This is a genomic window from Vibrio sp. 1F279 (genome assembly GCF_041439815.1).
Taxonomy (GTDB): domain Bacteria; phylum Pseudomonadota; class Gammaproteobacteria; order Enterobacterales; family Vibrionaceae; genus Vibrio; species Vibrio tasmaniensis_A.
In genome coordinates this window covers 196,235-220,563 of sequence record NZ_JBGOOU010000004.1, presented here as the reverse complement: position 1 = coordinate 220,563, position 24,329 = coordinate 196,235, and the positions used below count along the sequence as shown (strand labels likewise).

Annotated in this window: 22 protein-coding genes; 4 read left to right on the top strand and 18 right to left on the bottom strand. The window is 44.6% G+C overall.

Annotated elements, in window-relative coordinates:
• Positions 1–88: 88 nt before the first annotated feature.
• The 15 genes from ACED60_RS05400 to yceD form a co-directional block, all read right to left on the bottom strand.
• Entirely contained in the window at positions 89–493 is a 405-nt protein-coding gene (locus ACED60_RS05400; RefSeq protein ID WP_065677966.1) for a hypothetical protein, read from the bottom strand.
• 228 nt (positions 494–721) lie between these two features.
• Positions 722–2,152, bottom strand: coding sequence for a PTS glucose transporter subunit IIBC (gene ptsG / locus ACED60_RS05395; RefSeq protein ID WP_009848984.1), 1,431 nt, complete (start codon positions 2,150–2,152; stop codon positions 722–724).
• Positions 2,153–2,596: 444 nt separating this feature from the next.
• Positions 2,597–3,364, bottom strand: a complete 768-nt coding sequence (locus ACED60_RS05390) for a TatD family hydrolase (RefSeq protein ID WP_371727087.1) — start codon at positions 3,362–3,364, stop codon at positions 2,597–2,599.
• Positions 3,355–4,320 carry a DNA polymerase III subunit delta' gene (locus tag ACED60_RS05385; RefSeq protein WP_009848982.1) on the bottom strand — a complete coding sequence of 322 codons (966 nt, stop codon included), beginning with the start codon at positions 4,318–4,320 and terminating at the stop codon, positions 3,355–3,357. The genes ACED60_RS05390 and ACED60_RS05385 overlap by 10 nt, the downstream gene beginning before the upstream one ends.
• A 6-nt stretch (positions 4,321–4,326) precedes the next feature.
• Complete coding sequence (tmk, locus tag ACED60_RS05380; RefSeq protein WP_371701304.1) at positions 4,327–4,959, bottom strand: dTMP kinase; 633 nt, start codon at positions 4,957–4,959, stop codon at positions 4,327–4,329.
• A gap of 10 nt (positions 4,960–4,969) precedes the next feature.
• Positions 4,970–5,986 (bottom strand): endolytic transglycosylase MltG, encoded by a 1,017-nt coding sequence (gene mltG / locus ACED60_RS05375; RefSeq protein WP_371727086.1) that lies wholly within the window; start codon positions 5,984–5,986, stop codon positions 4,970–4,972.
• A complete protein-coding gene (pabC, locus tag ACED60_RS05370; RefSeq protein WP_269334936.1) occupies positions 5,983–6,861 on the bottom strand; it encodes an aminodeoxychorismate lyase in 879 nt (292 codons plus the stop codon). Before pabC ends, mltG begins: the two co-directional genes overlap by 4 nt.
• 103 nt (positions 6,862–6,964) lie before the next feature.
• A complete protein-coding gene (gene fabF / locus ACED60_RS05365; protein ID WP_004736554.1) occupies positions 6,965–8,209 on the bottom strand; it encodes a beta-ketoacyl-ACP synthase II in 1,245 nt (414 codons plus the stop codon).
• Between the two features lie 93 nt (positions 8,210–8,302).
• Positions 8,303–8,536 (bottom strand): acyl carrier protein, encoded by a 234-nt coding sequence (acpP, locus tag ACED60_RS05360; protein ID WP_012603569.1) that lies wholly within the window; start codon positions 8,534–8,536, stop codon positions 8,303–8,305.
• Positions 8,537–8,702: 166 nt separating this feature from the next.
• Positions 8,703–9,437, bottom strand: a complete 735-nt coding sequence (gene fabG / locus ACED60_RS05355) for a 3-oxoacyl-ACP reductase FabG (RefSeq protein WP_029222897.1) — start codon at positions 9,435–9,437, stop codon at positions 8,703–8,705.
• Between the two features lie 25 nt (positions 9,438–9,462).
• Complete coding sequence (gene fabD, locus ACED60_RS05350; RefSeq protein ID WP_012603567.1) at positions 9,463–10,386, bottom strand: ACP S-malonyltransferase; 924 nt, start codon at positions 10,384–10,386, stop codon at positions 9,463–9,465.
• An 81-nt stretch (positions 10,387–10,467) separates the two neighbouring features.
• Entirely contained in the window at positions 10,468–11,418 is a 951-nt protein-coding gene (locus ACED60_RS05345; RefSeq protein WP_010437276.1) for a beta-ketoacyl-ACP synthase III, read from the bottom strand.
• A 5-nt stretch (positions 11,419–11,423) separates the two neighbouring features.
• Positions 11,424–12,449, bottom strand: coding sequence for a phosphate acyltransferase PlsX (plsX, locus tag ACED60_RS05340; protein ID WP_012603565.1), 1,026 nt, complete (start codon positions 12,447–12,449; stop codon positions 11,424–11,426).
• Between the two features lie 9 nt (positions 12,450–12,458).
• A complete protein-coding gene (gene rpmF / locus ACED60_RS05335; RefSeq protein ID WP_004737376.1) occupies positions 12,459–12,629 on the bottom strand; it encodes a 50S ribosomal protein L32 in 171 nt (56 codons plus the stop codon).
• A gap of 44 nt (positions 12,630–12,673) precedes the next feature.
• On the bottom strand, positions 12,674–13,201 hold the full coding sequence (gene yceD / locus ACED60_RS05330) for a 23S rRNA accumulation protein YceD (protein ID WP_004733994.1): 528 nt from the start codon (positions 13,199–13,201) through the stop codon (positions 12,674–12,676).
• A gap of 149 nt (positions 13,202–13,350) precedes the next feature.
• Between yceD and ACED60_RS05325 the strand changes: the two genes are divergently transcribed.
• Positions 13,351–13,932 (top strand): nucleoside triphosphate pyrophosphatase, encoded by a 582-nt coding sequence (locus ACED60_RS05325; protein WP_009848611.1) that lies wholly within the window; start codon positions 13,351–13,353, stop codon positions 13,930–13,932.
• A gap of 252 nt (positions 13,933–14,184) precedes the next feature.
• Here the strand turns inward: ACED60_RS05325 and rluC are convergent, their stop codons facing one another.
• Positions 14,185–15,129: a 23S rRNA pseudouridine(955/2504/2580) synthase RluC gene (gene rluC, locus ACED60_RS05320; RefSeq protein ID WP_371727085.1), complete on the bottom strand. Its 945-nt coding sequence runs from the start codon at positions 15,127–15,129 to the stop codon at positions 14,185–14,187.
• Between the two features lie 618 nt (positions 15,130–15,747).
• Between rluC and rne the strand changes: the two genes are divergently transcribed.
• Both rne and ACED60_RS05310 read left to right on the top strand, forming a co-directional pair.
• A complete protein-coding gene (rne, locus tag ACED60_RS05315) occupies positions 15,748–18,873 on the top strand; it encodes a ribonuclease E (RefSeq protein ID WP_371727084.1) in 3,126 nt (1,041 codons plus the stop codon).
• Between the two features lie 261 nt (positions 18,874–19,134).
• Entirely contained in the window at positions 19,135–20,682 is a 1,548-nt protein-coding gene (locus ACED60_RS05310; protein WP_009848614.1) for a SulP family inorganic anion transporter, read from the top strand.
• A gap of 110 nt (positions 20,683–20,792) precedes the next feature.
• Here ACED60_RS05310 and ACED60_RS05305 read toward each other — a convergent pair whose 3' ends face one another.
• Positions 20,793–21,242, bottom strand: coding sequence for a low molecular weight protein-tyrosine-phosphatase (locus ACED60_RS05305; RefSeq protein WP_012603561.1), 450 nt, complete (start codon positions 21,240–21,242; stop codon positions 20,793–20,795).
• 84 nt (positions 21,243–21,326) lie between these two features.
• Here ACED60_RS05305 and cobO point away from each other — a divergent pair, with 84 nt between their 5' ends.
• Positions 21,327–21,932, top strand: a complete 606-nt coding sequence (gene cobO, locus ACED60_RS05300; protein WP_029224060.1) for a cob(I)yrinic acid a,c-diamide adenosyltransferase — start codon at positions 21,327–21,329, stop codon at positions 21,930–21,932.
• Between the two features lie 228 nt (positions 21,933–22,160).
• On the opposite strand, the gene ACED60_RS05295 is transcribed toward cobO, so the two are convergent.
• The gene (locus ACED60_RS05295; protein WP_371727083.1) at positions 22,161–24,323 is read right to left on the bottom strand and encodes an AsmA family protein; all 2,163 of its coding nucleotides are present in this window, start codon (positions 24,321–24,323) and stop codon (positions 22,161–22,163) included.
• Positions 24,324–24,329: the final 6 nt, after the last annotated feature.

Sequence of the window (24,329 nt, the reverse complement as noted above, 5' to 3'; positions counted from 1 at the left end):
GGGGATTATCTGCTAACTGCAAGATCGTTCAAGTCTTCTTAAACGATCGGCATTAAGCTACTAAGCTGGCATTTTTTTGTCTCATCACCTAGAACTTGTAGGTGATACCCAGTGCACCACCCACTTGTAATTCAACACCTTTATACATGTCGAGCTCAGGGTGAACTTGAGCGTACGCATTCCAACCTTCGTAGAAATTCACTTTAACACCTAAAGGCAAACGTAAGCCAAAATCATCATTCCACTCAGCCCAAGCACCTGCACCGACATACCAACTCAACGGAGCTTCAGTCTCAAACTGACCACGCTTCAAAATGTAGTCAAATGCAGCACCGTCGTTGCCAATCGTGGCACGGTATTTCTGATCAAATTCGACAACGACACTCAGGTCTTGGTCAATGGCTAATCCAACTTCCAAATCTGGTGCTTCAGAAGCATGCACAAACGCGGCTCCGCTGCAGCACATAAGGCCGATCAAATAACGATGTTTCATAATATTCTCAGACTGTTTTTAAAAATGGTAGTGTACTGGGTTCACAAAGAGAGGTGTCATCGCTAGGTAAAAGTGAACTGGCGCTCAAGGTTCAGAATCGGCCTTCAACACATAGAGTTGAGGAGAACTAGTTGAGTAAGAAGAGCTTAAACGTGAGGACATTGTGCATATTGCAGGAAACAAAAAAGGAGACCGTAAGGCCTCCTTTCAATTTATTGAATCAGCGAATTAACCGTTGTTACGGATCCACTCATCCATGTCTGTCTTAAGGTTGTCAGACTTAGTACCGAAGATAGCTTGTACGCCACCAGCAACTACAACAACACCTGCAGCGCCTAGTTTCTTCAGTTTGTCTTGGTCAACAAGAGCAGTATCAGCTACTGCAACACGTAGACGAGTAATACAAGCGTCAAGACCAGTGATGTTCGCTTTACCACCGAATGCAGCAACTAGCTCACCAGCAAGTTCAGAACCTGTAGCAACTACTTCTTCTTCAGATTCGTCTTCACGGCCCGGAGTTTTAAGGTCAAGTGCTTTAATCACAGTGCGGAATACGATGTAGTAAATTGCAGCGTAAGCAACACCACATACAACCATTAGACCCATCTTAGACGCATTGCCAGATAGAACTAGGAAGTCGATTAGACCGTGTGAGAAAGATGTACCGTGTACAAAACCTAGAGTGTTCGCAAGAACGTATGCAGAACCAGCTAATAGAGCGTGGATTGCGTACAGTACAGGAGCAACGAATAGGAATGAGAATTCGATTGGTTCAGTGATACCCGTTAGGAATGAAGTCAACGCAGCAGAAGCCATGATGCCCATTACTTTAGCACGGTTTTCAGGTTTAGCTGAATGTGCAATCGCGATTGCAGCAGCAGGTAGACCGAACATCTTGAACATGTAACCACCAGCTAGCTGACCGAAGCCATTGCCCGCTGCACGAGATGCGTCATCAGCAACTAGGTAACAAGTAAGAACACCGTTTTGAGTTTCGCCAGCAGCGTTTACACAAGTACCAGCTTCGAAGAAGAAAGGTACGTTCCAAACGTGGTGAAGACCAAATGGAATCAGAGAACGCTCAACGATGCCGTAGATACCAAACGCCACTTGTGGGTTTTGGTGAGCAGCCCAATCAGAGAACGCAGAAATAGCGCCGCCAACTGGTGGCCATACTACAGATAGTAGGATTGCTAGACCAATCGCAGAGAAACCTGTGATGATTGGCACAGCACGCTTACCAGCGAAGAAGCCAAGGTACTCTGGTAGTTGAATACGGAAGAAACGGTTGAATGCCCAAGCAGCAACACCACCGACTAGGATACCACCTAGTACACCAGTGTCGATTTTATCAACGCCCATTACACCAGCCATTACGCCTAGTGTAGCAGTCATGATGCCGTAACCAACGATAGCAGCTAGACCAGCTACACCGTCGTTATTAGTAAAGCCAAGTGCTACGCCTACTGCGAACAGTAGTGCCATTTGACCGAATACTGAACCACCCGCTTGTTCCATTAAATTTGAAACGATTTCTGGAATGAAAGGAAGGTCTGCTGCACCGACACCTAGCAAAATACCCGCAACTGGTAAAACTGATACTGGTAGCATCAGAGACTTACCAACTTTCTGCAGGCTAGCAAAAAGGTTCTTAAACATGTTTATGCTCCTGATAAAGATAAAATAATTATATGGGTCCTAACGGCACACCCCCGTAGCCTATATGTTAGCACCCAGTGAAAATGTAACCATGTATTGCATTATATTTTCTGCCGCTAAATATATATTGATGGGGAACTAACTTTCTAGTCACTTACGAAATTTAGTTTCAAAACACGTCTTGGATCACATGTCAAATATAGAAATGCAATGCTTTACAAGTCGCTAACTAGCTGAAAAACAAATAAATTATAATCCTTCCCTATTATTTTACTGAGTAAATAAAATAGAGGGTAATGTTATTTTTAGTAACAAAATTACAAATGATGTAAATAGTGCTCTCAAGTTCAACATAATTAGTAAACATTAAAAAAAAACGTACTTTTGGTGATCAAAAACACAAAAAGGGAGCTTTCGCTCCCTTTTATTTGTTTAGTTAGTTTTTTATCGCAAAAAAAGTTTTCGGTAATTTTTGGTTGTTTGTTCAGCAACATCTTTCATTGACAGCCCTTTCAACTGCGCGATATAAGCCGCCACTTCGACCACATATGCAGGCTGATTCTCTTTACCACGATATGGAATTGGCGCCAAATATGGCGAATCCGTTTCGATCAGCAACCTATCTAGAGGTAGGTTTTTCACAACGTCTTTAAGTTCTGTGGCTTGTTTAAAGGTCACAATACCTGAAATCGAGATATAGAAACCTAATTCCATTGCTGCTTCAGCGAACGCTTGATCTTCAGTAAAGCAGTGAATCACACCACCACACTTCTCTGCTCCGCCATCGCGTAAAATAGCTAACGTATCTTCACGCGCGTTACGCGTGTGGATGATCAAAGGTTTATTAAGCTCAACAGCCAACTCAACGTGCTGCTTGAACCTGAGCTGTTGTAGCTCTGCAGTCTCTGGTTGGTAATGGTAATCTAGGCCAGTTTCACCAATAGCTACCACTTTCGGGTTGCTCGCGTACTCACGCATTCTTTCTAAACAGAAGTCGCTCTCTACGTCGAGAGGGTGAACGCCACACGAAGCCTTAACGTTATCAAACGGCGAGATCATCTCAAGCATGTTTTCAAACGAATCCAACGTCACACCGACAGAAAGCAGTTGGTCAACGTTGGCTGCTTTCGCTTTATTAACCACGTCTTCTACGCTGGTGTGTAAATCTTGGTAATCCAGTTTGTCTAAATGACAATGGGAATCTACGAACATGTTTCCTCGCAAGTGGCTATCAGCCAATTCATTATGAGTAGCTCCGTATTGAGCCCAGGGTGTAGCTTGAACTGCTCAATCAATATCAGCAGTTTATTCGACGCTGCATAAGCACTTTGATAAGACATCACCTCACACAGTGCTTTCGCACTCGGAATGATAGCCTGATTAGCTAAACCAAAATGCAGCTTTTGTACATCTGACAATAAATGCCAAAGCCAGCTAAGTTGAATCAAAGGGTCTTTGCTAAGCTCTGTAGAGAACTTCAGCATGTCGGGTTGAGTGCCTTTTATCACATTCACAAAGCCATCGAGCGCTTTTGTTGAAGCTTCGACGCCACCTTGATCAAACATTGCTTTCGCTTTCAGGGGGGCGTTGTCGTTCAATGTCAGTATGTACTGAGGAACCGTTTTACCGACTTCTCCATTTAACCATGCCGATCCTGCATCTAATTGTGGACACACCACATTAAATTGCTGGCAACGGCTAAGAATAGTTGGCATTAAGCGATTACTGTTACGCGTTGAAAGGATGAAAATACAATTACTCGCAGGTTCTTCCAGTGTTTTCAACAGCGCATTAGACGCCGATTCATTCATCGCTTCAGCCGGACTCAGCAAAATGACACGCAAGCCACCCAACTGTGACGATTGTTGAGCCCAGCGGTTACTCGCACGCACTTGGTCAACGGTAATCGATTTACCTTCTTTCTCAGGTTCGATCACATGGAAATCCGGGTGACTCCCCGACTTCATCAGTTCACAACTGTGGCAAAATCCGCACGCTTCACTTTCGTAATTAACACACATCAATGCATCGGTAAGTTGGCTAACCAGCGCTTCCACACCAAGCCCTTCAGGCGCATTAACGATCACAGAGTTAGGAAAACGTTCTGCATCGAGACTTTTTTTCCACTCACTCCATACCGGTGTGAGCCAAGAATACACTTCAGCCATGACTACCTACTGTTTATTGAGCCAAGCACTGAGCGCGACTTTAATATCAGCGGCTACTTGCTCAATCTCTTGCTGTGCATTAATCACGAGTACAGAATCGTCTTGCCCTGCAATTTCTAAGTAACGCTCACGCGTGCGATCGAAAAATGAGATGTCCATCTTTTCGATTCTATCAAGCTCACCACGACCTCTAGCACGCTCTAGCCCGACTCTAGGGTCTAGGTCCAAATATAGTGTTAAATCTGGCTTAAAACCGCCTAGCGTGGTTTCTTTCAGTGATTCCATCGTAGTGCGTGCGATCTGACGACCACCACCTTGATAAGCTTGAGATGACATATCATGGCGATCACCCAACACCCATTTACCACTGTCTAGTGCAGGCTTGATGACGTTTTCTACTAATTGAACACGCGCTGCGTACATCAGCAGCAACTCAGTCATATCTTGAAGCTTCTCACCTTCGTGCTCTTCTTTGACCAACGAGCGCATCTTCTCGGCAAGCACGGTACCACCGGGTTCACGAGTATTAACGATGTCAGCGACACCGGCTGTTTTCAATGTCTCAACGATGGCATTGATTGCTGTACTTTTGCCAGCACCTTCAAGGCCTTCAACCACGATAAATTTCGACTGATTCATAATTCTTTCTTTATTTGTTTTTTCTTAATTGCTTTAAGTAAGCTCGTACTGCACGGTTATGCTCAGTCAAACTCTTTGAAAATACGTGACCGCCCGTTCCACTCGCAACAAAATACAGGTAGTTGCTCTTCTCTGGATTCAGAGCCGCGTTGATAGACGCTTTACCCGCCATCGCGATCGGTGTTGGCGGTAAACCGCTCATTGTATAGGTGTTGTACGGCGTTGGTGTACGTAGATCTTTCTTACGAATATTGCCTTTGTAGCTATCACCCATGCCGTAGATAACCGTTGGGTCAGTTTGCAGACGCATACGCTTGTTCAAGCGGTTAACGAATACAGAAGACACACGCTCACGCTCAGAAGCGACAGCAGTCTCTTTCTCGAGGATAGACGCAAGAATTAAAGCTTCATACGGCGATTTAAGAGGCAGTTTATCGGCTCTATTTTCCCACTCATCATTGACCACGTTCATTAGATCTCGGTGGGCACGTTTCAACAAATCTAAATCCGTTGTGCCATAGGTGTAGTGGTATGTTTCCGCTAAGAAAAGGCCTTCTAGCTTTTCATTTTCAATACCAAGCTTTTGTGCGATCTCTTTTTCAGAGACATCATTCAACGTCTGCTGAATGAATTCGTTGTCTTTTAGCTGAACAAGCCACTCGTCAAAACGACTGCCTTCTACAAAGGTAATGGTAAATTGGTGTTCCTTCCCTTCTACAAGCACTTGTAGCGCCTGCTCTAAGGTTAAACCCGGTTCAAGCAGGAATGTACCCGCTTTTACGTCTACAAGCTCAGGATGTAACTTACGGATTAATTTCTCATAAGGAGAAGCCTCGAAAAGCCCCTCGTTAATCAACTGGGCTAGAACGCGGTTAAAGCTGCTACCTGAAGCAACAGTCACGACTTGTGGTTTTTCTAATTGAATAACTTGTTTCAGGTTATCTTGCGCTTGGTTGTAAACATAAAAACCAGCAGCCGCGGCTGCGATTAGGCACAAGATAATAAAAATAAATAACTTTTTGATCACGAGTTTAGTTGTCCTTGAAGGCTACGAGTAACGGTTCCAATGTTGAATTGGGTATCACTAATACGGGTAACTGGGGCAACCCCTAAAATGGAGTTGGTCATGAAAACCTCATCAGCTTGCATGAGTTGAGATAAGCAGTAGTCACTAATAGTAACGGAAAATTCAGCTTGATTCAGCGCGGTTAACACTTGCTTACGCATAACCCCTGCAACGCCACTTTGCGTCAGTTGAGGAGTGTGAATCGTCTGCCCTTTTCGCCAAAACAGATTAGCCATGGTGGTTTCAATCACGTTACCTGATATATCCAGAACCACGCCATCCACTTCACCGGCCTGATCCATTTCATCTTTCATCAAGATTTGCTCAAGGCGATTATTGTGCTTATGACCGGCCAATAATGGGCTCAAACCCAGTGCTTGTTGGCAGATACCGAGTTCTACACCGGAATCTTGCCACGCGGAATAATGATTTGGGTAATCAAATGTACTGATGGTGATTGTTGGCTTGGCGATATTCTTGGCACTGTAGCCACGACCGCCAGCCCCACGGCTAACGTGCAGCTTGAGCCCTGCTTTTTCATTATGAGGCTTGTTTTTGTCTTGAAGATTCGTTGAACCATTAAGGCTCTTTGTACCAGGAAGCGCATTGTGTTGGATATGTTCAAGTGCATTATCGAGCCAAAGGTTAACCGTATTCCAATCAAGTTCGGAAATGCGTAACGCTTTAAGACAATCATCAACACGACGCTGATGATCGTGAAAATATTGAATCTGGCCATCTTGAACAAGCATGGTAGTAAAACAGCCGTCTCCATACTGAAACGAGCGATCTAAGATATCGACAGTTTGCTGACTTTCTCCATCAACCCAAAACATGTTTTTCCCCATAAAAAGAAACGGCTCAATGCTAAAGCATCGAGCCGTTTAAAAACAGTTCTAATTATGACTATCTACGATGTTTGACTCTTATATAAGATGATTAAATCTTTTTGAAGATCAAACAGCCGTTAGTACCACCGAAACCGAATGAGTTACATGCAGCATATTCCATGCCGCTAACTTTACGCGCGGTGTGAGGTACTAAGTCAATATCTAAGCCTTCTTCAGGATCATCTAAATTGATTGTTGGTGGAACAATTTGATCAATTAGAGACATCGCTGTGATGATAGCTTCAGCAGAACCCGCAGCACCTAGAAGGTGGCCTGTCATTGACTTCGTAGAAGAAACCAAGACTTGCTTGCTGCCTGCTTCGCCAAGAGCACGCTTGATGCCCTTCACTTCCGCTACGTCACCTGCAGGAGTCGAAGTACCGTGTGCGTTAACATAACCGATTTGTTCACCAGTAATGCCAGCATCACGCATAGCCGCTTCCATTGCTAGTGCGCCACCAGAACCATCTTCACTTGGAGATGTCATGTGGTAAGCGTCACCCGACATACCGAAGCCAACTAGCTCACAGTAAATCTTAGCGCCACGAGCTTTAGCATGTTCATACTCTTCAAGAACCATCATGCCTGCACCGTCACCAAGAACGAAGCCGTCACGGCCTTTGTCCCATGGACGAGAAGCTTTTTGAGGCTCATCGTTACGAGTAGACAGTGCTTTAGCCGCACCAAAACCGCCCATACCTAGTGGTGTCGATGCTTTTTCAGCACCACCCGCTAGCATTGCGTCAGCATCGCCGTATGCAATCATACGAGCCGCGTGGCCAATGTTATGTAGGCCAGTCGTACATGCTGTAGAGATCGCGATGTTTGGACCGCGTAGGCCACGCATGATAGACATGTGACCCGCAATCATATTCACGATCGTCGACGGTACGAAGAACGGGCTGATTTTACGAGGGCCTTTTTCAGTTAGAGCCTTGTGACCGGCTTCGATCAAACCAAGACCACCAATACCAGAACCGATAGCAACGCCTACACGAGGAGCGTTTTCTTCAGTAATAGTTAGGGCTGAATCATCTAAAGCTTGAATACCTGCTGCGACGCCGTACTGGATGAACAAGTCCATCTTACGAGCATCTTTTTTAGTCATATACTCTTCGCAGTTAAAGTCTTTAACTAGACCTGCAAAACGAGTTGAGAAATTGGTTGCATCAAAATGATCGATATTAACGATACCACTTTGACCAGCTAGCAGGGCTTTCCAAGAAGATTCTACAGTGTTGCCTACCGGCGACAACATACCCATGCCAGTGACAACTACACGACGCTTGGACACGATATTACACTCCGGGGATTGAGGTGATTTAAGATGAGGATAGATGAGTTAGATAAAACACAGGCGGTCGAGGTGACCGCCTGGGAGAGATTATTACTGAGCGCTAGTTACGTAATCGATAGCAGCTTGAACAGTAGTAATTTTCTCAGCTTCGTCATCTGGAATCTCAGTGTCGAATTCTTCTTCTAGAGCCATTACTAGCTCAACTGTGTCTAGAGAATCTGCACCTAGGTCATCAACGAAAGAAGCTTCGTTTTTAACTTCAGCTTCGTCTACACCTAGCTGTTCAACAATGATTTTCTTTACGCGTTCTTCGAGGTTGCTCATTTTTTCTTTTCCTTTACAGAGTTCGCTTTATGCGATGTTTTCCGTAGTTTATTCAATCTATTGAAAGTTGCAAGGTCAACTTTTCTGGTCAAACCACAATTTTCATGATTTTAACCGAAATTACGTATGATCTTGACTTAAATCATGCACAAATGTTGCACATAATTTACACCATGTACATACCGCCATTGACGTGAAGTGTTTCACCTGTGATATAAGCTGCCGCAGGTGACGCCAAAAATACCACAGCTTCAGCGATTTCGCGAGGATCACCTAGTCGACCTGCTGGTACATTCGCCAAAGTTACTGCACGTTGGTCATCATTTAGCGCTTTAGTCATGTCAGTTTCGATGAAACCAGGTGCTACAGTGTTCACTGTAATACCACGAGACGCAACTTCCCGAGCCATTGATTTAGTAAAACCAATTACGCCTGCTTTTGCAGCTGCGTAGTTAGCTTGACCAGCGTTACCCATAGTACCGACTACAGAACCAACGTTTACGATACGTCCTTGACGCTTCTTCATCATGCCACGCAATACAGCTTTAGACATGCGGAAGATAGGCGTTAGGTTAGTATCGATGATGTCATTCCATTCATCGTCTTTCATACGCATAAGTAGGTTATCACGAGTGATACCTGCGTTGTTAACCAGAATGTCAATCGCACCGAATTCATCGTTGATGGTTTTCAGTGTAGCTGCAATTGAGTCAACATCCGTTACATTAAGAGCAAGACCTTTACCGTTCTCACCTAGGTACTCACTGATTGCAGCAGCGCCGCCTTCAGACGTAGCAGTACCGATAACTTTAGCACCACGCTCAACTAAAAGTTCAGCGATTGCACGACCGATACCACGGCTTGCGCCTGTAACTAGTGCAACTTTGCCTTCTAAATTCATCATAACTTCTCTATTAAGTGTTTATTTACTTAGCAGCTTCTAGTGATGCAGTGTCATTAACTGCAGCAGCTGTCATAGTTTTTACGATTCGTTTTGTTAGACCGGTAAGAACTTTACCTGGGCCTAATTCTAGTAGCTTCTCTACGCCTTGCTCATTCATAGCTTGTACACCTTCAGTCCAACGAACGGGGCTGTACAGCTGGCGAACAAGTGCGCTTTTGATTTTTGCCGGGTCTGTTTCAGCAATAACATCAACGTTATTGATAACAGGCAGTGCCGGCGTGTTGAACTCTAGAGCTTCCAGAGCAACCGCTAGCTTGTCTGCTGCAGGCTTCATAAGGGCACAGTGAGATGGCACAGATACTGGTAAAGGAAGAGCACGTTTAGCGCCCGCTTCTTTACATAGTGCACCAGCGCGCTCTACTGCTGCTTTGTTACCCGCGATAACAACTTGACCAGGTGAATTGAAGTTAACTGGTGACACAACTTCGTCTTGTGCCGCTTCTTCACACGCTTTAGCAATCGCTTCATCATCTAGACCGATGATTGCGTACATTGCACCAACGCCCGCAGGAACCGCTTCTTGCATCAATTGACCACGTAGCTCAACTAGCTTGATCGCTTCTTTAAAGTCGATAACACCCGCACACACTAGTGCAGAGTATTCGCCTAGGCTGTGACCTGCTAGGTTTGCAGGTTGCTCTAGACCAAGCTCTTGCCATACACGCCAGATTGCAACAGACGCTGTTAGTAGAGCCGGTTGAGTACGGAAAGTTTCATTTAGATTTTCTACTGGACCATCTTGAACCAATGCCCATAGATCGTAACCAAGTGCTTCTGAAGCTTCAGCAAATGTCTTTTTAACAACATCATACTGTTCGCCTAGGTCAGCAAGCATACCGATAGCTTGAGAGCCTTGGCCTGGGAATACGATAGCAAATTTGCTCATAGTAATTTTCCTTTAAGCAAAGCAAAAAAATTGAACAAGGCACATAAGTTATGTGCCTTGTTTGTTGATTATCGCTTGGGGTTAGAATTTAACTAACGCAGAACCCCAAGTGAAGCCGCCGCCAAACGCTTCAAGTAGAAGCGTTTGGCCACGTTTAATTCGCCCGTCGCGAACAGCCTCATCAAGGGCCGTTGGTACGGTAGCTGCCGACGTATTGCCGTGCTTATCAAGAGTAATCACAACTTGATCAAGCGACATCGTCAGCTTTTTAGCGGTTGCCGAAATAATGCGGTAGTTCGCTTGATGTGGAACTAACCAATCAAGCTCTGACTTATCCATATTGTTCGCCGCTAATGTGTCTTTCACAAGCTTAGAAAGCTGAGTTACCGCCACTTTAAATACTTCGTTGCCCGCCATGTGCAACCATTTGTCGGCATCACCGCCACGCTCTGGAACTTCTAGGCTTAGAAGCTCACCATATTTACCATCAGAGTATATGTGAGTAGACAAAATACCTGGCTCTTCGCTTGCGCCAACAACCACCGCACCTGCAGCATCACCAAATAAGATGATAGTAGAGCGGTCAGTCGGATCACAGGTTTTTGACAGTGCATCCGCACCGATTACCAAAACGTTCTTACACATGCCAGTCTTGATGTGTTGATCAGCAACAGACAGTGCGTAGACAAAACCAGAACACGCCGCAGCCAAATCAAACGCAGGGCAGCCTTTGATACCAAGCTTGCCTTGTACCTGACATGCCGAAGACGGAAATGTGTGGCTACTGCTGGTTGTCGCAACGATGATTAAATCAATATCTTCTTTGTCGATACCTGCCATTTCAATGGCATTCTCAGCAGCGTAAAACGCCATATCCGCAACGGTTTCGTTTTCCGCTGAAATACGACGCTCTTTAATACCTGTTCTAGCCACGATCCACTCATCGCTAGTCTCTACCATTTTCTCTAAGTCTGCGTTAGTACGCACCTGAGATGGCAAGTAGCTGCCAGTACCTAAAATTTTGCTATACATGAAGACTAATAATGCCTCTCGAGTAAAACCGCTTCCAAACGATCGCTAATGCGACTGGGGACTTGTCGTTTGACCTCGTGTACTGCCTCACCAATCGCGTTGACGACTGCAGACACATCAGCACTTCCATGGCTTTTAATGACAATGCCGCGCAATCCTAACAAACTTGCGCCGTTATACTGGTCGGGGTTCAAGGTTTTTAATTCAGTAAATAGCTCAGAAAACAACATTCTGGCGATCCACCCCTTTATTGTTGAAGCCATCATGCGCGTTTTTAGCTTATCAATAAAGAGCTGAGCCGTACCTTCACACGTTTTTAAGCAGACATTGCCCACAAAACCATCACATACGACGACATCAGCCGCATCTTGAAGTAATTGATTACCTTCAATATAGCCTATGAAGTTCACAGACTGAGTATTCGACAACATTTCAGCGCATCGTTTTACAAGGTCATTGCCTTTGATTTCTTCAGCGCCGATATTCAAGATAGCGACACGAGGCACGCGACCTAAATGTTGTTCTGCTAATGCACTGCCCATTACGGCAAACTGAAACAGTGAATCCGCGTCACTAGAAACGTTCGCTCCTAAATCAAGCATCCATGTACGGTTGCCAGAAGCGGTAGGCAAAGCTGAAACCAATGCAGGCCTATCAATACCAGGAAGGAGTTTGAGTCGGAAACGAGATAACGCCATCAGTGCGCCGGTGTTGCCACCACTCACACAAGCATCAGCTTGTGACTCGGCAACCAGATCGATAGCAGCACGCATAGAGCTACCCTGACTATTACGTAAGGCTAGTGAAGGTTTTTCAGAATTGGAAATAACTCGATCACAATGCTGGATACTCAAACGAGAATCAGGCATTCGACCTAATGAAGATAATTGAGATGTGATCGCGTTTCGATCACCTATTAGAATGACTTTTAGCTCTGGGAAATACGACAGTGCCTGCACGGCGGCAGGCACTGTAACACGAGGACCGAAGTCCCCGCCCATTGCATCAAGCGCAACGGTTAGATTTTGCAAAGGTCAACCTTACTTGTTGATAACCTTTTTGCCGCGGTAGAAACCTTCGGCAGTCACGTTGTGACGTAGGTGAGTTTCACCTGAAGTTGCGTCTACAGAAAGTGCTGCTGTAGTTAGCGCATCGTGTGAACGACGCATGCCACGCATTGAACGTGATTTCTTGCTCTTTTGTACGGCCATTGACCCTACTCCTATGTAAATTCTTAAAGATACTTACTAATAAGTTACTTCTTTAAGTTTTTTAAAACATCAAATGGATTCGGCTTTTTATCTTCCTCAATTTCTTCAGGAAGTTCACCAAACACCAAGTTATTTGAGTTAACGCTACATTTCGCATCGTCGTGCATTGCTATTTGTGGCAATCCAAGGATGAACTCGTCTTCAACTAATTGAATCAGGTCTAACTCACCGTACTCGTTCAGATCTACCAAATCGTACTCTTCCGGTGCTTCCTCTTCACTTTTCTCGCTGTAAACAGGAGTATAAGTAAATTGGACATCGCACTCATGTGCGAAAACCTCATTACAACGTTGACACTCTAAATCGACTTCGACGTTAGCTTTACCAGAGATAACGACTAATCGTTGTTCATCAAGCCCAAATGACATTGAGACTTGCGCGTCACGTTTTACGCCTTCAGTTGTTTCGGTTAAACGCTTTAAAAGACTGACTTGAATGATACCATCCATATCGAGTCGTTTTTGAGCCGTTCTTGCCGGATCAACTGTACGCGGTATTTTTTCCTTTTGCATAGGGCGCGAATCTTATCTTCCAAATCGTGTTTAGTCAAAGGAAATGGCAAAAAAAATGTACTTTCCTACCTTTCCTGTTCAGAGCATTATGAATAGCAGGCTAAGTTACGTTATCCTGAACTAAATGCTTACACGAATTGTAAATTAAAATGAGAAATTACCAACTAGTTTTAGCTTCTACATCTCCATTTAGGCAAGAGATCCTCAAAAAACTACAGTTAGACTTTGTCACAGCAAAGCCTGACTGCGATGAAACGCCACTTCCAGAAGAGACTCCTCAACAATTGGTAATGCGTCTTGCTGAGACCAAAGCCAAGTCTTGTGCTGTCGAACAACCAAGCCTAGTGATTGGTTCCGATCAAGTATGTGTGATCGACGAAGAAATCATTGGCAAACCTCATACTCGTGAGAAAGCGATTGAGCAATTGTCTCGTCAAAGTGGTAAGAGCATCACTTTCTATACTGGGATAACGGTATGGAACAGCGAGACCAGTAAAGCTGACACGCGTCTCGACACCTTTGTTGTGCATTTCCGCGATTTAACTGAGCAACAGATCATTTCTTATGTTGAGAAAGAGCAGCCTTATTACTGCGCGGGCAGTTTTATGTGCGAAGGGTTAGGTATTGCATTGTTTAAACAGATGGAAGGTAAAGACCCAAACACGCTGATCGGCTTACCTCTGATCGATTTAGTCGATATGCTTGAGGCACAAGGAATGAACGTGTTGTAAGCGATACTTACCACTCTGTTGGAGATTCCCTACTCCTTCCTTCGTCAGTTTAGGGAATGACGGAACGCGCAATTTTATCTAATTCGCTAATGCTATAGAACGTGACCTTAAAAAGTCGTCATCCTCAAGAGCGAGGAACGAGCGAGTTGGGGAGCTTCTGCAACATATGAAAACAAAAAAAGGTTGACGATATTCGTCAACCTTTTCCATTTGATGCATCGATACTCAATTCACGAAATATCTCGTATCTTCTTAAAGCTTACGTAAACCAGTTAAGGCTTTCTCTAGCCTTCTTTCCATTGGCGCCGAGATATCCATCTTCTCTTCGCTACCCGGGTGGGTAAACTTGATGTTGGCTGCATGTAAGAACAGACGATTCAGTCCTACTTTACCCGTATAAGCATCGAAACGGCGATCACCGTAACGATCATCCCAAGCTATTGGATGACCAGTATACTGAGCGTGCACACGGATTTGGTGTGTACGGCCTGTAATTGGGCTAGCTTGAATCAACGTCGCCTCTTGGAATTTCTCTAAAACCTTAAAGCGGGTTTCAGAAGCTTTACCATTCGGGTTCACTCGAACAATGCTATTCACTTCATTTTTTAACAAAGGTGCGTTGACGACTTTACAACTGTTCTTCCATTCGCCCATCACTAGAGCGAAATAGTATTTTTGAACCGTTTTTTCACGGAACTGTGCTTGAAGGTGTCTTAGCGCCGAGCGCTTCTTAGCAACAAGCAAAATGCCAGACGTATCTCTATCAATACGGTGCACTAACTCAAGAAAACGAGCATCAGGGCGAAGAGCACGCAATGCTTCAATCGCGCCAAACTTCAAGCCGCTGCCACCATGAACCGCAGTACCTGATGGTTTATTGAGAATCAGCATGTGATCATCTTCATAGATGATGCACTGTTCCAATTCCGAAACCTTATTGAGTTTCGTACTCGGTACGTTCTCTTCCGTTTTCTCATCAATAGTAACGGGAGGGATACGTACTAAGTCGCCAGCTTTTAGTTTGTACTCAGCCTTGATACGTTTCTTGTTAACGCGGACTTCGCCTTTACGCACGATTCGGTAAATCATGCTTTTCGGGATGTTTTTTAATTGGTTGCGTAAGAAGTTATCAATACGCTGACCAGCCATATCTTCGTCAATGTCGACAAATTGGACTTGGGTTCTAATTTCGCTCATTGGGTTATTGTATCACTGTCACTTTTGATAATTGAGATTTTCTTAACCCTATTCTGAACTTATTTATCTAAAATCCCTGCGACTCTATCCCTAAAAGGTCATTGAAGTTCTATATTTCTTTGATTCTCCGAACAAAAAAGCACCAAGCTTCCTGCAAATTAAAATATCAATTGATAAATTATTTATAGACAGTGAGTTAGAGCTATCAAAACCCAAACAAAAACTGTTTTTTTTACCGCATTACGACAAAGCAGATTGCTGTGTTTACCGACCACTGCTATAGTTCACAGCTGCTATCAATGGATTGACTAATATTTAAACAGCTAACCATTCATAAGCAAGTAAATGAGTAGATGACTCAGATTAGACAGTGCTGCAATCGGCGTAAGACACGGTCAACTGAGTTCCTTATCGCTCTACTCACGTACACTCATGTTGAGTATTCACCGCCACATCGCGGATCATAGGCTAACTCCCTATGATGACTGACGTGCCCCAGAGCACCCCTCTCCAGCCGGGAGGCTGCACCGATAAAGCCATGGGATCTGGCACCATGAGAAACGAACTAAAGCGATAAGACCAATGATGAAAATAAGAAAAGACAATGAGAATTTCTAAATGAAAAGAATGTTAATTAACGCAACTCAAAAAGAAGAGTTGCGTGTCGCTTTGGTTGATGGCCAGCGACTGTTCGATCTAGATATCGAAAGTCCAGGTCACGAATCAAAGAAAGCGAATATCTACAAAGGACGTATTACCCGTATTGAACCAAGCCTAGAAGCGGCATTTGTTGATTACGGCGCAGAACGTCACGGTTTCCTCCCTCTTAAAGAAATTGCCCGCGAATACTTCCCTGAAGGTTATACATACCAAGGCCGTCCTAGCATTAAAGAAGTGCTAAGAGAAGGACAAGAAGTAATCGTACAAGTTGAGAAAGAAGAACGTGGTAGCAAAGGCGCTGCACTGACAACTTTCATCTCTTTGGCGGGTAGTTACTTAGTTCTTATGCCAAATAACCCTCGCGCTGGCGGTATTTCTCGTCGTATCGAAGGTGATGAACGCACTCAACTGAAAGCAGCATTAAGCACTCTTGAGCTTCCTCAAGGTATGGGCTTAATCGTGCGTACAGCGGGTGTAGGCAAAAGTGCAGAAGAGCTTGAGTGGGACTTGAACGTTCTATTGAATCACTGGGGCGCTATCAAGCAAGCTTCTGATTCAAATGCAGCTCCTTTCCTTATTCACCAAGAAAGTAACGTTATCGTTCGTGCGATTCGTGACTATCTACGTCGTGATATTGGCGAGATTCTAATCGACAGCAATACTATTTTTGAACGTGCACAAGCGCACATTCAATTAATACGCCCAGATTTCATGAATCGCGTTAAGAAGTACGATGGTGAAGTACCACTATTCAGCCATTACCAGATTGAAAGCCAGATCGAATCTGCTTTCCAACGTGAAGTTCGTCTTCCATCTGGTGGTTCTATCGTAATCGACCCAACAGAAGCTCTGACTTCTATCGATATCAACTCTGCTCGTGCAACAAAGGGCGGCGATATCGAAGAAACAGCACTTAACACTAACCTAGAAGCAGCCGATGAAATTGCACGTCAATTACGTCTACGTGACCTAGGTGGTCTTGTTGTTATCGACTTTATCGATATGACTCCGGTTCGCCACCAACGCGAAGTAGAAAGCCGTCTACGTGATGCCGTTCGTTTAGATCGCGCACGTGTTCAGATTGGTCGTATTTCTCGCTTTGGTCTTCTAGAGATGTCTCGTCAACGTTTGAGTCCATCACTAGCAGAAGCAAGCCACCACATTTGTCCTCGTTGTACAGGTACTGGTGTTGTTCGTGATAACGAATCTCTAGCACTATCTGTTCTACGTCTGATCGAAGAAGAAGCTCTAAAAGACAACACTGCGCAAGTTCTTGCTGTAGTCCCTGTTCCTATCGCTTCTTACCTATTGAACGAAAAACGTCGCTCAGTAAACCACATCGAGAAGAACCAAGAAGTTAAGATCACTGTAGTTCCTAACTCTGACATGGAAACACCGCACTTTGAGGTTATCCGTGTTCGTGAAGGTGAAGAGTTCGACCTACTGTCTTACTTGCTGCCTACCAAGCTAGAAGCTCTAAAAGAAGCAGAAAGCAAAGAGCCTGCAGAACAGACTATTCGTCCTAAGAAGATCGAAGAGCCAGCTCTTAAAGGCTTCGCAGCTCCTGCTCAATCAGCACCGACTCCTGCTCCAGCTCCTAAAGCTGTAGAAGAGAAAAAAGCTGAATCAGCAGCGACTCAAGAACCAGGTTTAGTTGGTCGTTTCTTCAAAGCTATCGGTAGCTTCTTATTTGGCTCTTCAACTCAAGAAGAGAAAAAAGAAGAAGAGAAGCAAGAAGAGAAACCTAAGAACAATCGCAACAACGGCAACCGTCAACGCCGTGATCGTAACGATAACCGTCGTCGTAACCAACGTGGTGACCGTGGTGAACAACGTGGTGAGCGTGGTGACAATCGTAACGATAACCGTGACAACAAACGCCGTCGTAAACCAGTTCGTGATGAGAAACCTGAAGAGCAGAAAGAAACTGCTCCACAGCAAAATCGCCAGCCTCGTAAGCCTAAGCAAGACCGTCGCAATAAGCCACGTGATGAGCAGAAGCAACGCGAAGAGCTAGCACCATCTAAATTAGCAGAAGAAGGTCTACAGCTAGCGGCAGAAGCTCAAGCTGATAAACTAGAAGCGCCTAAGGCTAAGCCAGAAGCGAAAGCAGCTAAGATTAAAGAGCGTCGTCAGCGGCGTAAACTGAACAAACAAGTTCGTATTAAAGACCAACAAGCTGAAGCTGCAGAAAACTCGTCAAATGAGTCTGCTGTTGCTAAAGAACAGTCTATTGCGAAAGAACAATCAGTAGCTCAAGAGCAAAAAGTTGCGGAACAAGTAGAAGCAACTCAAGCAAACGCTGATGAACAAACAGAACAGGAAGAGCCGAAGCAACGTCGCAACCGTCGCTCTCCACGCCACCTACGTGCAAGTGGTCAACGTCGTCGTCGCGGTCGTGATCGTCGTCCTAACCCATTCCGCCTACGTAAAGGTGGTGTAGCTTCTCCAGAGATGGCTATGGGTAAAGTGATGCCTCGCTTCATTCCAAAACCTCACCATAATCAGGCAAAACCTGAAGTGGCTGAAGTTCAAGTAGCAGTTGAAACTCAAGTTGCTGTACAAGAGCAAAACGTAGCTCAAGAGACGGCACCACAAAGTAACACAGCTATGGCTGGCGGCTTTGCATGTCCTGAACTTGCGATGGGTAAAGTCATTATCCGCCGTGAAGAAGCTGAAACTGTCGTTGAAACTCAGGTAACTGAAGCTCCTGCGGTAGTTGAAACTGAGAAAGTTGAAACTCCAGTGATTGCTGAAACTGCGAAAGTTGAATCGCCTGTTGTAGCAGAAGCTGTGCAAGTAGAAGCAACACCAGTTGTTGAAGCTGAAGCACCTAAAGCTGAAAGTGTAAAAGTAGAAGAAGCTCCTGTGGTAAAAGTAGAAGCTCCTAAAGCGGCACCAAAGGCAGCTGTTGCTAAAAAACAAGCAGGTTCACCAATGACTAAAGCTCCTGGTCCTCAAGAGATCAAAGAGATTCAAGTTGTTGCGGCTCCATTCCGTACTGAGCGTTTTGTATCGAAAGGTGCAGGTAGCCAAGCAGCGTCAAATAAAGCCGGCGCAGGCATGACTAAACCTCAATACTAATGAGCTTCGCAGAGTAATCTGCAGAGAACTATCTAAGGGCGACTTATTCATAAGTCGCCCTTTTTTTATATCCACAGTTCCGATTAGTTATAATAGATATATTACTCAAAATAGGGTTCAACCTTGAACTTAATCACATTTTTGGGTAGCATTCGCGCACTTATATTTTCGACACTTAGCTATTGCCGCTCTTTTTCATCACTGTTTGGCTACGCAATACACTCGTGTCGGTAAACCCATTTTAAGCATAGCTGAGCAAACATGTTCGAATTCCCACAATTTTCAAAGCACTCTGTAAAAAATGATGTGCTTTCAGGTCTTACCGTAGCCTTAGCTCTAGTACCTGAAGCCGTAGCATTCGCCTTTGTTGCAGGCGTTGACCCAATGGTTGGTCTTTACGCAGCATTCATCGTAGGTTTAATCACTTCTGTCTTCGGCGGTCGTCCAGGTATGATTTCTGGTGCAACTGGCGCAATGGCTGTTGTAATGGTTAGCCTAGTAGCAACCCATGGCGTTCAATACCTATTTGCGGCAGTTATGCTAGCCGGCCTTCTGCAAATTGCAGCGGGTGTATTTAAGCTAGGTAAATTCATCCGTATCGTTCCGCACCCAGTAATGATTGGTTTCGTGAACGGTTTAGCGATCGTTATCTTCTTAGCGCAGCTTGGACAATTTAAAGCACCAGACGTAACAGGTGCCTTAACTTGGTTACCAAGCGGTCAAATGACACTAATGCTAGGTCTAGTAGCCCTTACAATGGCTATCATCCACTTCCTACCTAAGCTCACTACAGCAGTACCTTCTTCATTGGTAGCTATTGTTACAGTAACAGCTTTGGTTGTAGGCCTTGATCTTGAAACTCGCACTGTTGTAGATTTCCTACGCACTATGTCTGGTGACGAAGCTGCAACACTAGCGGGCTCTCTACCAACATTCTCTATTCCAGCAGTACCGTTTAGCCTAGAAACGCTATACATCATCCTGCCTTACGCAGTGATTCTTGCAGCGATTGGTCTAATCGAATCACTACTAACGCTAACCGTACTAGACGAAATGACAAACACTCGTGGCCAATCTAACCGTGAATGTGTTGGTCAAGGTATGGCTAACGTAACTTGTTCTGTATTCGGTGCGATGGGTGGTTGTGCGATGATCGGTCAATCGATGATCAACGTAAACTCAGGCGGTCGTGGTCGTCTTTCAGGTATCGTAGCGGCAGTTGCACTACTGATGTTCATCCTGTTCGGCTCTGCACTGATTGAAATGATTCCTCTAGCAGCACTTGTGGGCGTAATGTTCATGGTTGTTATCGGTACGTTTGAATGGGCAACCTTCAAGTTGGCACGTCGCGTTCCTAAGCAAGACTTCTTCGTTATCGTCCTTGTAACTGTCGTTACAGTACTAACAGACCTTGCGGTAGCAGTTGGTGTGGGTGTTGTAGCTTCTGCACTAATGTTTGCATGGCAACATGCTAAGCACATCTACGCAGACACATCGGTTAACGCTGAAGGCTCTAAAGAGTACAAAGTTAACGGTCCAATCTTCTTTGGTTCAACCGCTAACTTCCTTGAGTTGTTTGACTCATACAACGATCCACAAGATGTTATCGTTGATTTCGCAAACTCACGCGTTACTGACCACTCTGCTATTGAAGCGATCGACACGATTGCTGACCGTTACGCGGCACTAGGTAAAACACTTCACCTTCGCCACCTAAGCCAAGACTGTGTTGCTATGCTGCACAAAGCCGGTAGCTTAGTTGAAGCGAACGTTGCAGAAGACCCAATCTACAAAGTAATGTCTAAGTAAGCTTAGTCATAGCTTAAAGCTAGATTTAGAAAGGCCGACATTCAATGTCGGCCTTTTTTATATCGATGAACCTTGATACTTTATCGCCCACCAAGAACACAGCCTCTACACTATATTGAACGCAGTATCGCTTCGCTCGACTCTTCGATTAAATCCAACACTAATTCAAAGCCATTCCCCTCACCATAATAAGGATCGGGAATTTCTTGATATTGTGACTCTCCAAAACTCAAAAATAACGCGAGCTTGTATTGGAGGTGAACTGGACACTGGCTCACTAAGTCATCTAAATTCTCCTTGTCTGCCGCAAGTATCAGGTCAAACTCTTCGAAGTCATTATCTACCACTTTACGAGAGGTAATCCCTTTAAAGCTGTAGCCGCGCTTCTCTCCTGCTGATTTTGAACGTGAGTCTGGCGCATTGCCTTGATGAAAGCCAATCGTCCCAGCGGAGTCGACCGTTACATTAATATCCATCTGCTGAGCTTTCTTTCTCAGCACCGCTTCACCTGTTGGCGAACGACAAATATTCCCCATACAAACCACGAGTATCTTTTTCATCCGTAATCACCTGTTCTTCCGATGGTTTTTGCTATCGTTAAGTTAGGCTATGATAGGCGTAATCACAACTTAAAAGGATTTGTTATGTCGACCGAAGACAACAAAGAACAACGCCACAAAGCAAGACAACAGAAAGTAAAAGAGCAAGTCGATGCACGTGTTGCAGCAGCGCAAGAAGTGAAAGGACTGTTATTGGTTATTACTGGCAACGGGAAAGGGAAATCGACATCAGGTTTCGGTACGATTACACGTGCAGTCGGTCACGGTAAGAAATGTGCCGTTGCTCAGTTTGTAAAGGGAACCTGGGATAACGGTGAAAAGAACGTTCTTCAAAAACTCGATGTAGAGTTCCAAGTGATGGGTACAGGCTTTACTTGGGAAACTCAAAATAAGGCGAAAGATATTGAAGCCGCACAGCGCGTATGGAAAGAGTGCCAACGCATGCTAGCTGATGAGTCGATTGATGTAATTCTGTTTGATGAGCTGACGTACATGGTAAGCTATGGTTACATCGAGCTAGATGAAGTGGTAGAGGCTCTGAATAACCGTCCTAAAATGCAATCAGTGATCATCACAGGCCGTGGAGCGCATCGTACTTTAACGGACATGGCCGATACCGTGTCTGAAGTTCGTAACGTTAAACACGCTTTTGAGTCTGGTGTTAAAGCTCTGCAAGGTGTGGATTGGTAACAGCCTTCCAACCAGAGGTCCCAGACTCGGTCACTCTTCCCTCTCGAGGATGACGACCACTAGACTGTCACCCCCTTGAACAAGGCACTAATACCTATCGTCATTCCCTAATGCGAGGGACGAGCTTCATAGGGAATCTCTCTTGGGTATTATCGGCAGCCAAACAAAAGCGCCATTCCTCGTAATAAGGAATGGCGCTTTTTATATGCTATTTATTTAAAATAGTGATTAGTTAAACAAGCCTTTGAGTAAACCATTAACTGCATCTCTAGTTTTCTCATCTTTGATCTTGTCACCGTATTTTTCTTCAAGTTTCTTAATACCGCGATCAATCTCTTTTTCAGCTTTCTGTTTCAACACATCATCAAAAACAAGCCCAAATTTCGGGTCAGCCCACTGGCCGGTTACCTTAATTGGAATCGTCACATCTTTGAGATCATCAATGCTCTTACCACCCTGCCCTTCAAGCGAACCAACAATTGACGTGCGAACCAGGAAGTCGACCGTTTCATTGATGAAGTTTGCTTTACCTTGACCTGTCACGCGTAAAAGAGGCGATTGTGCCGATAAGTCATTCGTTGAAACCCAACCTTTATCAACCTTGAGTGTTGCTTTCATTGCACTAAAATCTGTCTTTTGAGACTCGTCTTTGCTTTCGACTTTTTCGCCTTTGATCTTAGCGTAGTTTTCTCTAATCAGTTGCGCGATGTTGATGCCATTAACCGCACCATCTTCAAAGTTAATCGCAATAGTACCAACCAAGTTCTTCTTGATTCCTGTTGGCGTCAAGCTCTTACCTTTAACGTTAACATCGATATTACCGGTACCTTCCAGCGTATCGTTGTTCGCTACGTCAACCAGTAACGGTTGTACTTTTACGCCTTTAATCTTTTTCTTAGCCGTGTAAGTCGCAGGCGTCTTGCGTGCATCTAATCGTGCTGTTGCCGAGATAGAGCCTTGGTAAAGATTCGAGGTAAATGATGTCAGATCTGCGATACCACGGTTAACTGAGAACGCAGTTTTCACGTTCTGCATTTTTGCGTTGTTCGCCTTGAACTTATCGATTGTGATATTACCTTTCACATCGAGCGTTTTCAGAGCTGACAGATCAGGCTCTACTTCTTTTGCAGGAGCCGAGTTATCTGAACTTGACGTCGAAGAAGCTGCAGTGTTTGAAGTTGAACCACCAGCAGAACTAGAAGGCGCAGCGCTCGCTGTTTCTGCTGTATTACCTAGGCCTAAGAACTCATCTAAATCGATGTTTGGGCTATGAAGAGAAAAACGAACCTTTGGTATTTCAGATAAAGTGATGTCCGCTTTACCGTCTAGTGCGATAGCGTTAGCTTGCAGCTTCTCTAGCACAAAGCTCAAGTGACTCTTAGTTAGATCAAAGCTTAAGTCAGACAGCATATCCACTTTCATTGGTGATTGAGGAAGCGTTTCACCTTTGAATGTTGAGTCTAATGTCAACTTGTTCAGTGTAACTTTTGAGATCGCGCTATCGACAGTTAAGTCACCGCCACCTTTAAGATCAAGGTCAAGACCAGCAGCATTACCAATCACCGCATAAGTCAGTTGGTTAACCTTATCGAACTCAAACGTATTTAAGCCAATCTTCGCTGACTCGATCGATGTTGCTGGATCATTGAACTTCGCATTAAGGTCAATATTTCGTAATGCGTAGCTTGCAAAGCCTTCCGCTAATTTGAATTCAGCACTGCCATTTGCAGAGAACTTCTGTTGGTTGTTTTCACCAGAAGCCGCAAACGTCGCGGTCGTCCATGTATCAACGGCAAACTCAGAAAGACTCAAAGACACATCGTATAGCTTAGTGAATGAACCTGCTTGCTTGTCGTCCATCTCAAACAATGCGTTTGAGACAGTTACACCTGCAAGATTGATCGTCCAGCCAGATGTGTCTGTAGAAGTTTGCTCTTGAGGCGCCGGTGTTGCTTCAGAACTTGTATCCGCTGCAGGTTCAGACTCCTTAGGAGCAGACGCTTGTGTGAGCGCATCGATGTTCTTGCGACCATCTTTAAGCGTTTCTAAATAAAATTCTGCACCATCTAGAGTGATATTGCCGATCTCTAGTTGATTGCTAAATAGCGGAGTAACCGAAACATCAACGCCAACCGTATCAACCTTAAACAGGTTTGGTTGAGTGAACCCTTCAGGGTTACGTAATTCAGTTTGACCAAGTTCGAAGCCAATAGATGGGAAGAATTGCCAACTGATATCACCCTCGATCACGAGCTCTAGGCCTGTGTGTTTTTGGGCTTGTTCGACAATTAATGGCTTAAATTGGTTGGGATTCACTAACAGCACTAGTGCCAGAATTGCTGCAACGACAACAAACACTGGTACAGCTATGAAAATGAGTAGTTTCTTCATCCGCAT

Excerpts from the sequence above, each read along its gene's own strand:
- fabG (WP_029222897.1), bottom strand. The coding sequence starts at position 9,437 with ATGAATTTAGAAGGCAAAGTTGCACTAGTTACAGGCGCAAGCCGTGGT.
- ACED60_RS05295 (WP_371727083.1), bottom strand. The coding sequence starts at position 24,323 with ATGAAGAAACTACTCATTTTCATAGCTGTACCAGTGTTTGTTGTCGTT.
- ACED60_RS05385 (WP_009848982.1), bottom strand. The coding sequence starts at position 4,320 with ATGGCTGAAGTGTATTCTTGGCTCACACCGGTATGGAGTGAGTGGAAA.
- ptsG (WP_009848984.1), bottom strand. The coding sequence starts at position 2,152 with ATGTTTAAGAACCTTTTTGCTAGCCTGCAGAAAGTTGGTAAGTCTCTG.
- cobO (WP_029224060.1), top strand. The coding sequence starts at position 21,327 with ATGTCGACCGAAGACAACAAAGAACAACGCCACAAAGCAAGACAACAG.
- ACED60_RS05325 (WP_009848611.1), top strand. The coding sequence starts at position 13,351 with ATGAGAAATTACCAACTAGTTTTAGCTTCTACATCTCCATTTAGGCAA.
- yceD (WP_004733994.1), bottom strand. The coding sequence starts at position 13,201 with ATGCAAAAGGAAAAAATACCGCGTACAGTTGATCCGGCAAGAACGGCT.
- ACED60_RS05390 (WP_371727087.1), bottom strand. The coding sequence starts at position 3,364 with ATGTTCGTAGATTCCCATTGTCATTTAGACAAACTGGATTACCAAGAT.
- fabD (WP_012603567.1), bottom strand. The coding sequence starts at position 10,386 with ATGAGCAAATTTGCTATCGTATTCCCAGGCCAAGGCTCTCAAGCTATC.
- tmk (WP_371701304.1), bottom strand. The coding sequence starts at position 4,959 with ATGAATCAGTCGAAATTTATCGTGGTTGAAGGCCTTGAAGGTGCTGGC.
- ACED60_RS05345 (WP_010437276.1), bottom strand. The coding sequence starts at position 11,418 with ATGTATAGCAAAATTTTAGGTACTGGCAGCTACTTGCCATCTCAGGTG.
- ACED60_RS05400 (WP_065677966.1), bottom strand. The coding sequence starts at position 493 with ATGAAACATCGTTATTTGATCGGCCTTATGTGCTGCAGCGGAGCCGCG.
- ACED60_RS05305 (WP_012603561.1), bottom strand. The coding sequence starts at position 21,242 with ATGAAAAAGATACTCGTGGTTTGTATGGGGAATATTTGTCGTTCGCCA.
- pabC (WP_269334936.1), bottom strand. The coding sequence starts at position 6,861 with ATGTTTTGGGTTGATGGAGAAAGTCAGCAAACTGTCGATATCTTAGAT.
- ACED60_RS05310 (WP_009848614.1), top strand. The coding sequence starts at position 19,135 with ATGTTCGAATTCCCACAATTTTCAAAGCACTCTGTAAAAAATGATGTG.
- acpP (WP_012603569.1), bottom strand. The coding sequence starts at position 8,536 with ATGAGCAACCTCGAAGAACGCGTAAAGAAAATCATTGTTGAACAGCTA.
- rluC (WP_371727085.1), bottom strand. The coding sequence starts at position 15,129 with ATGAGCGAAATTAGAACCCAAGTCCAATTTGTCGACATTGACGAAGAT.
- rne (WP_371727084.1), top strand. The coding sequence starts at position 15,748 with ATGAAAAGAATGTTAATTAACGCAACTCAAAAAGAAGAGTTGCGTGTC.
- rpmF (WP_004737376.1), bottom strand. The coding sequence starts at position 12,629 with ATGGCCGTACAAAAGAGCAAGAAATCACGTTCAATGCGTGGCATGCGT.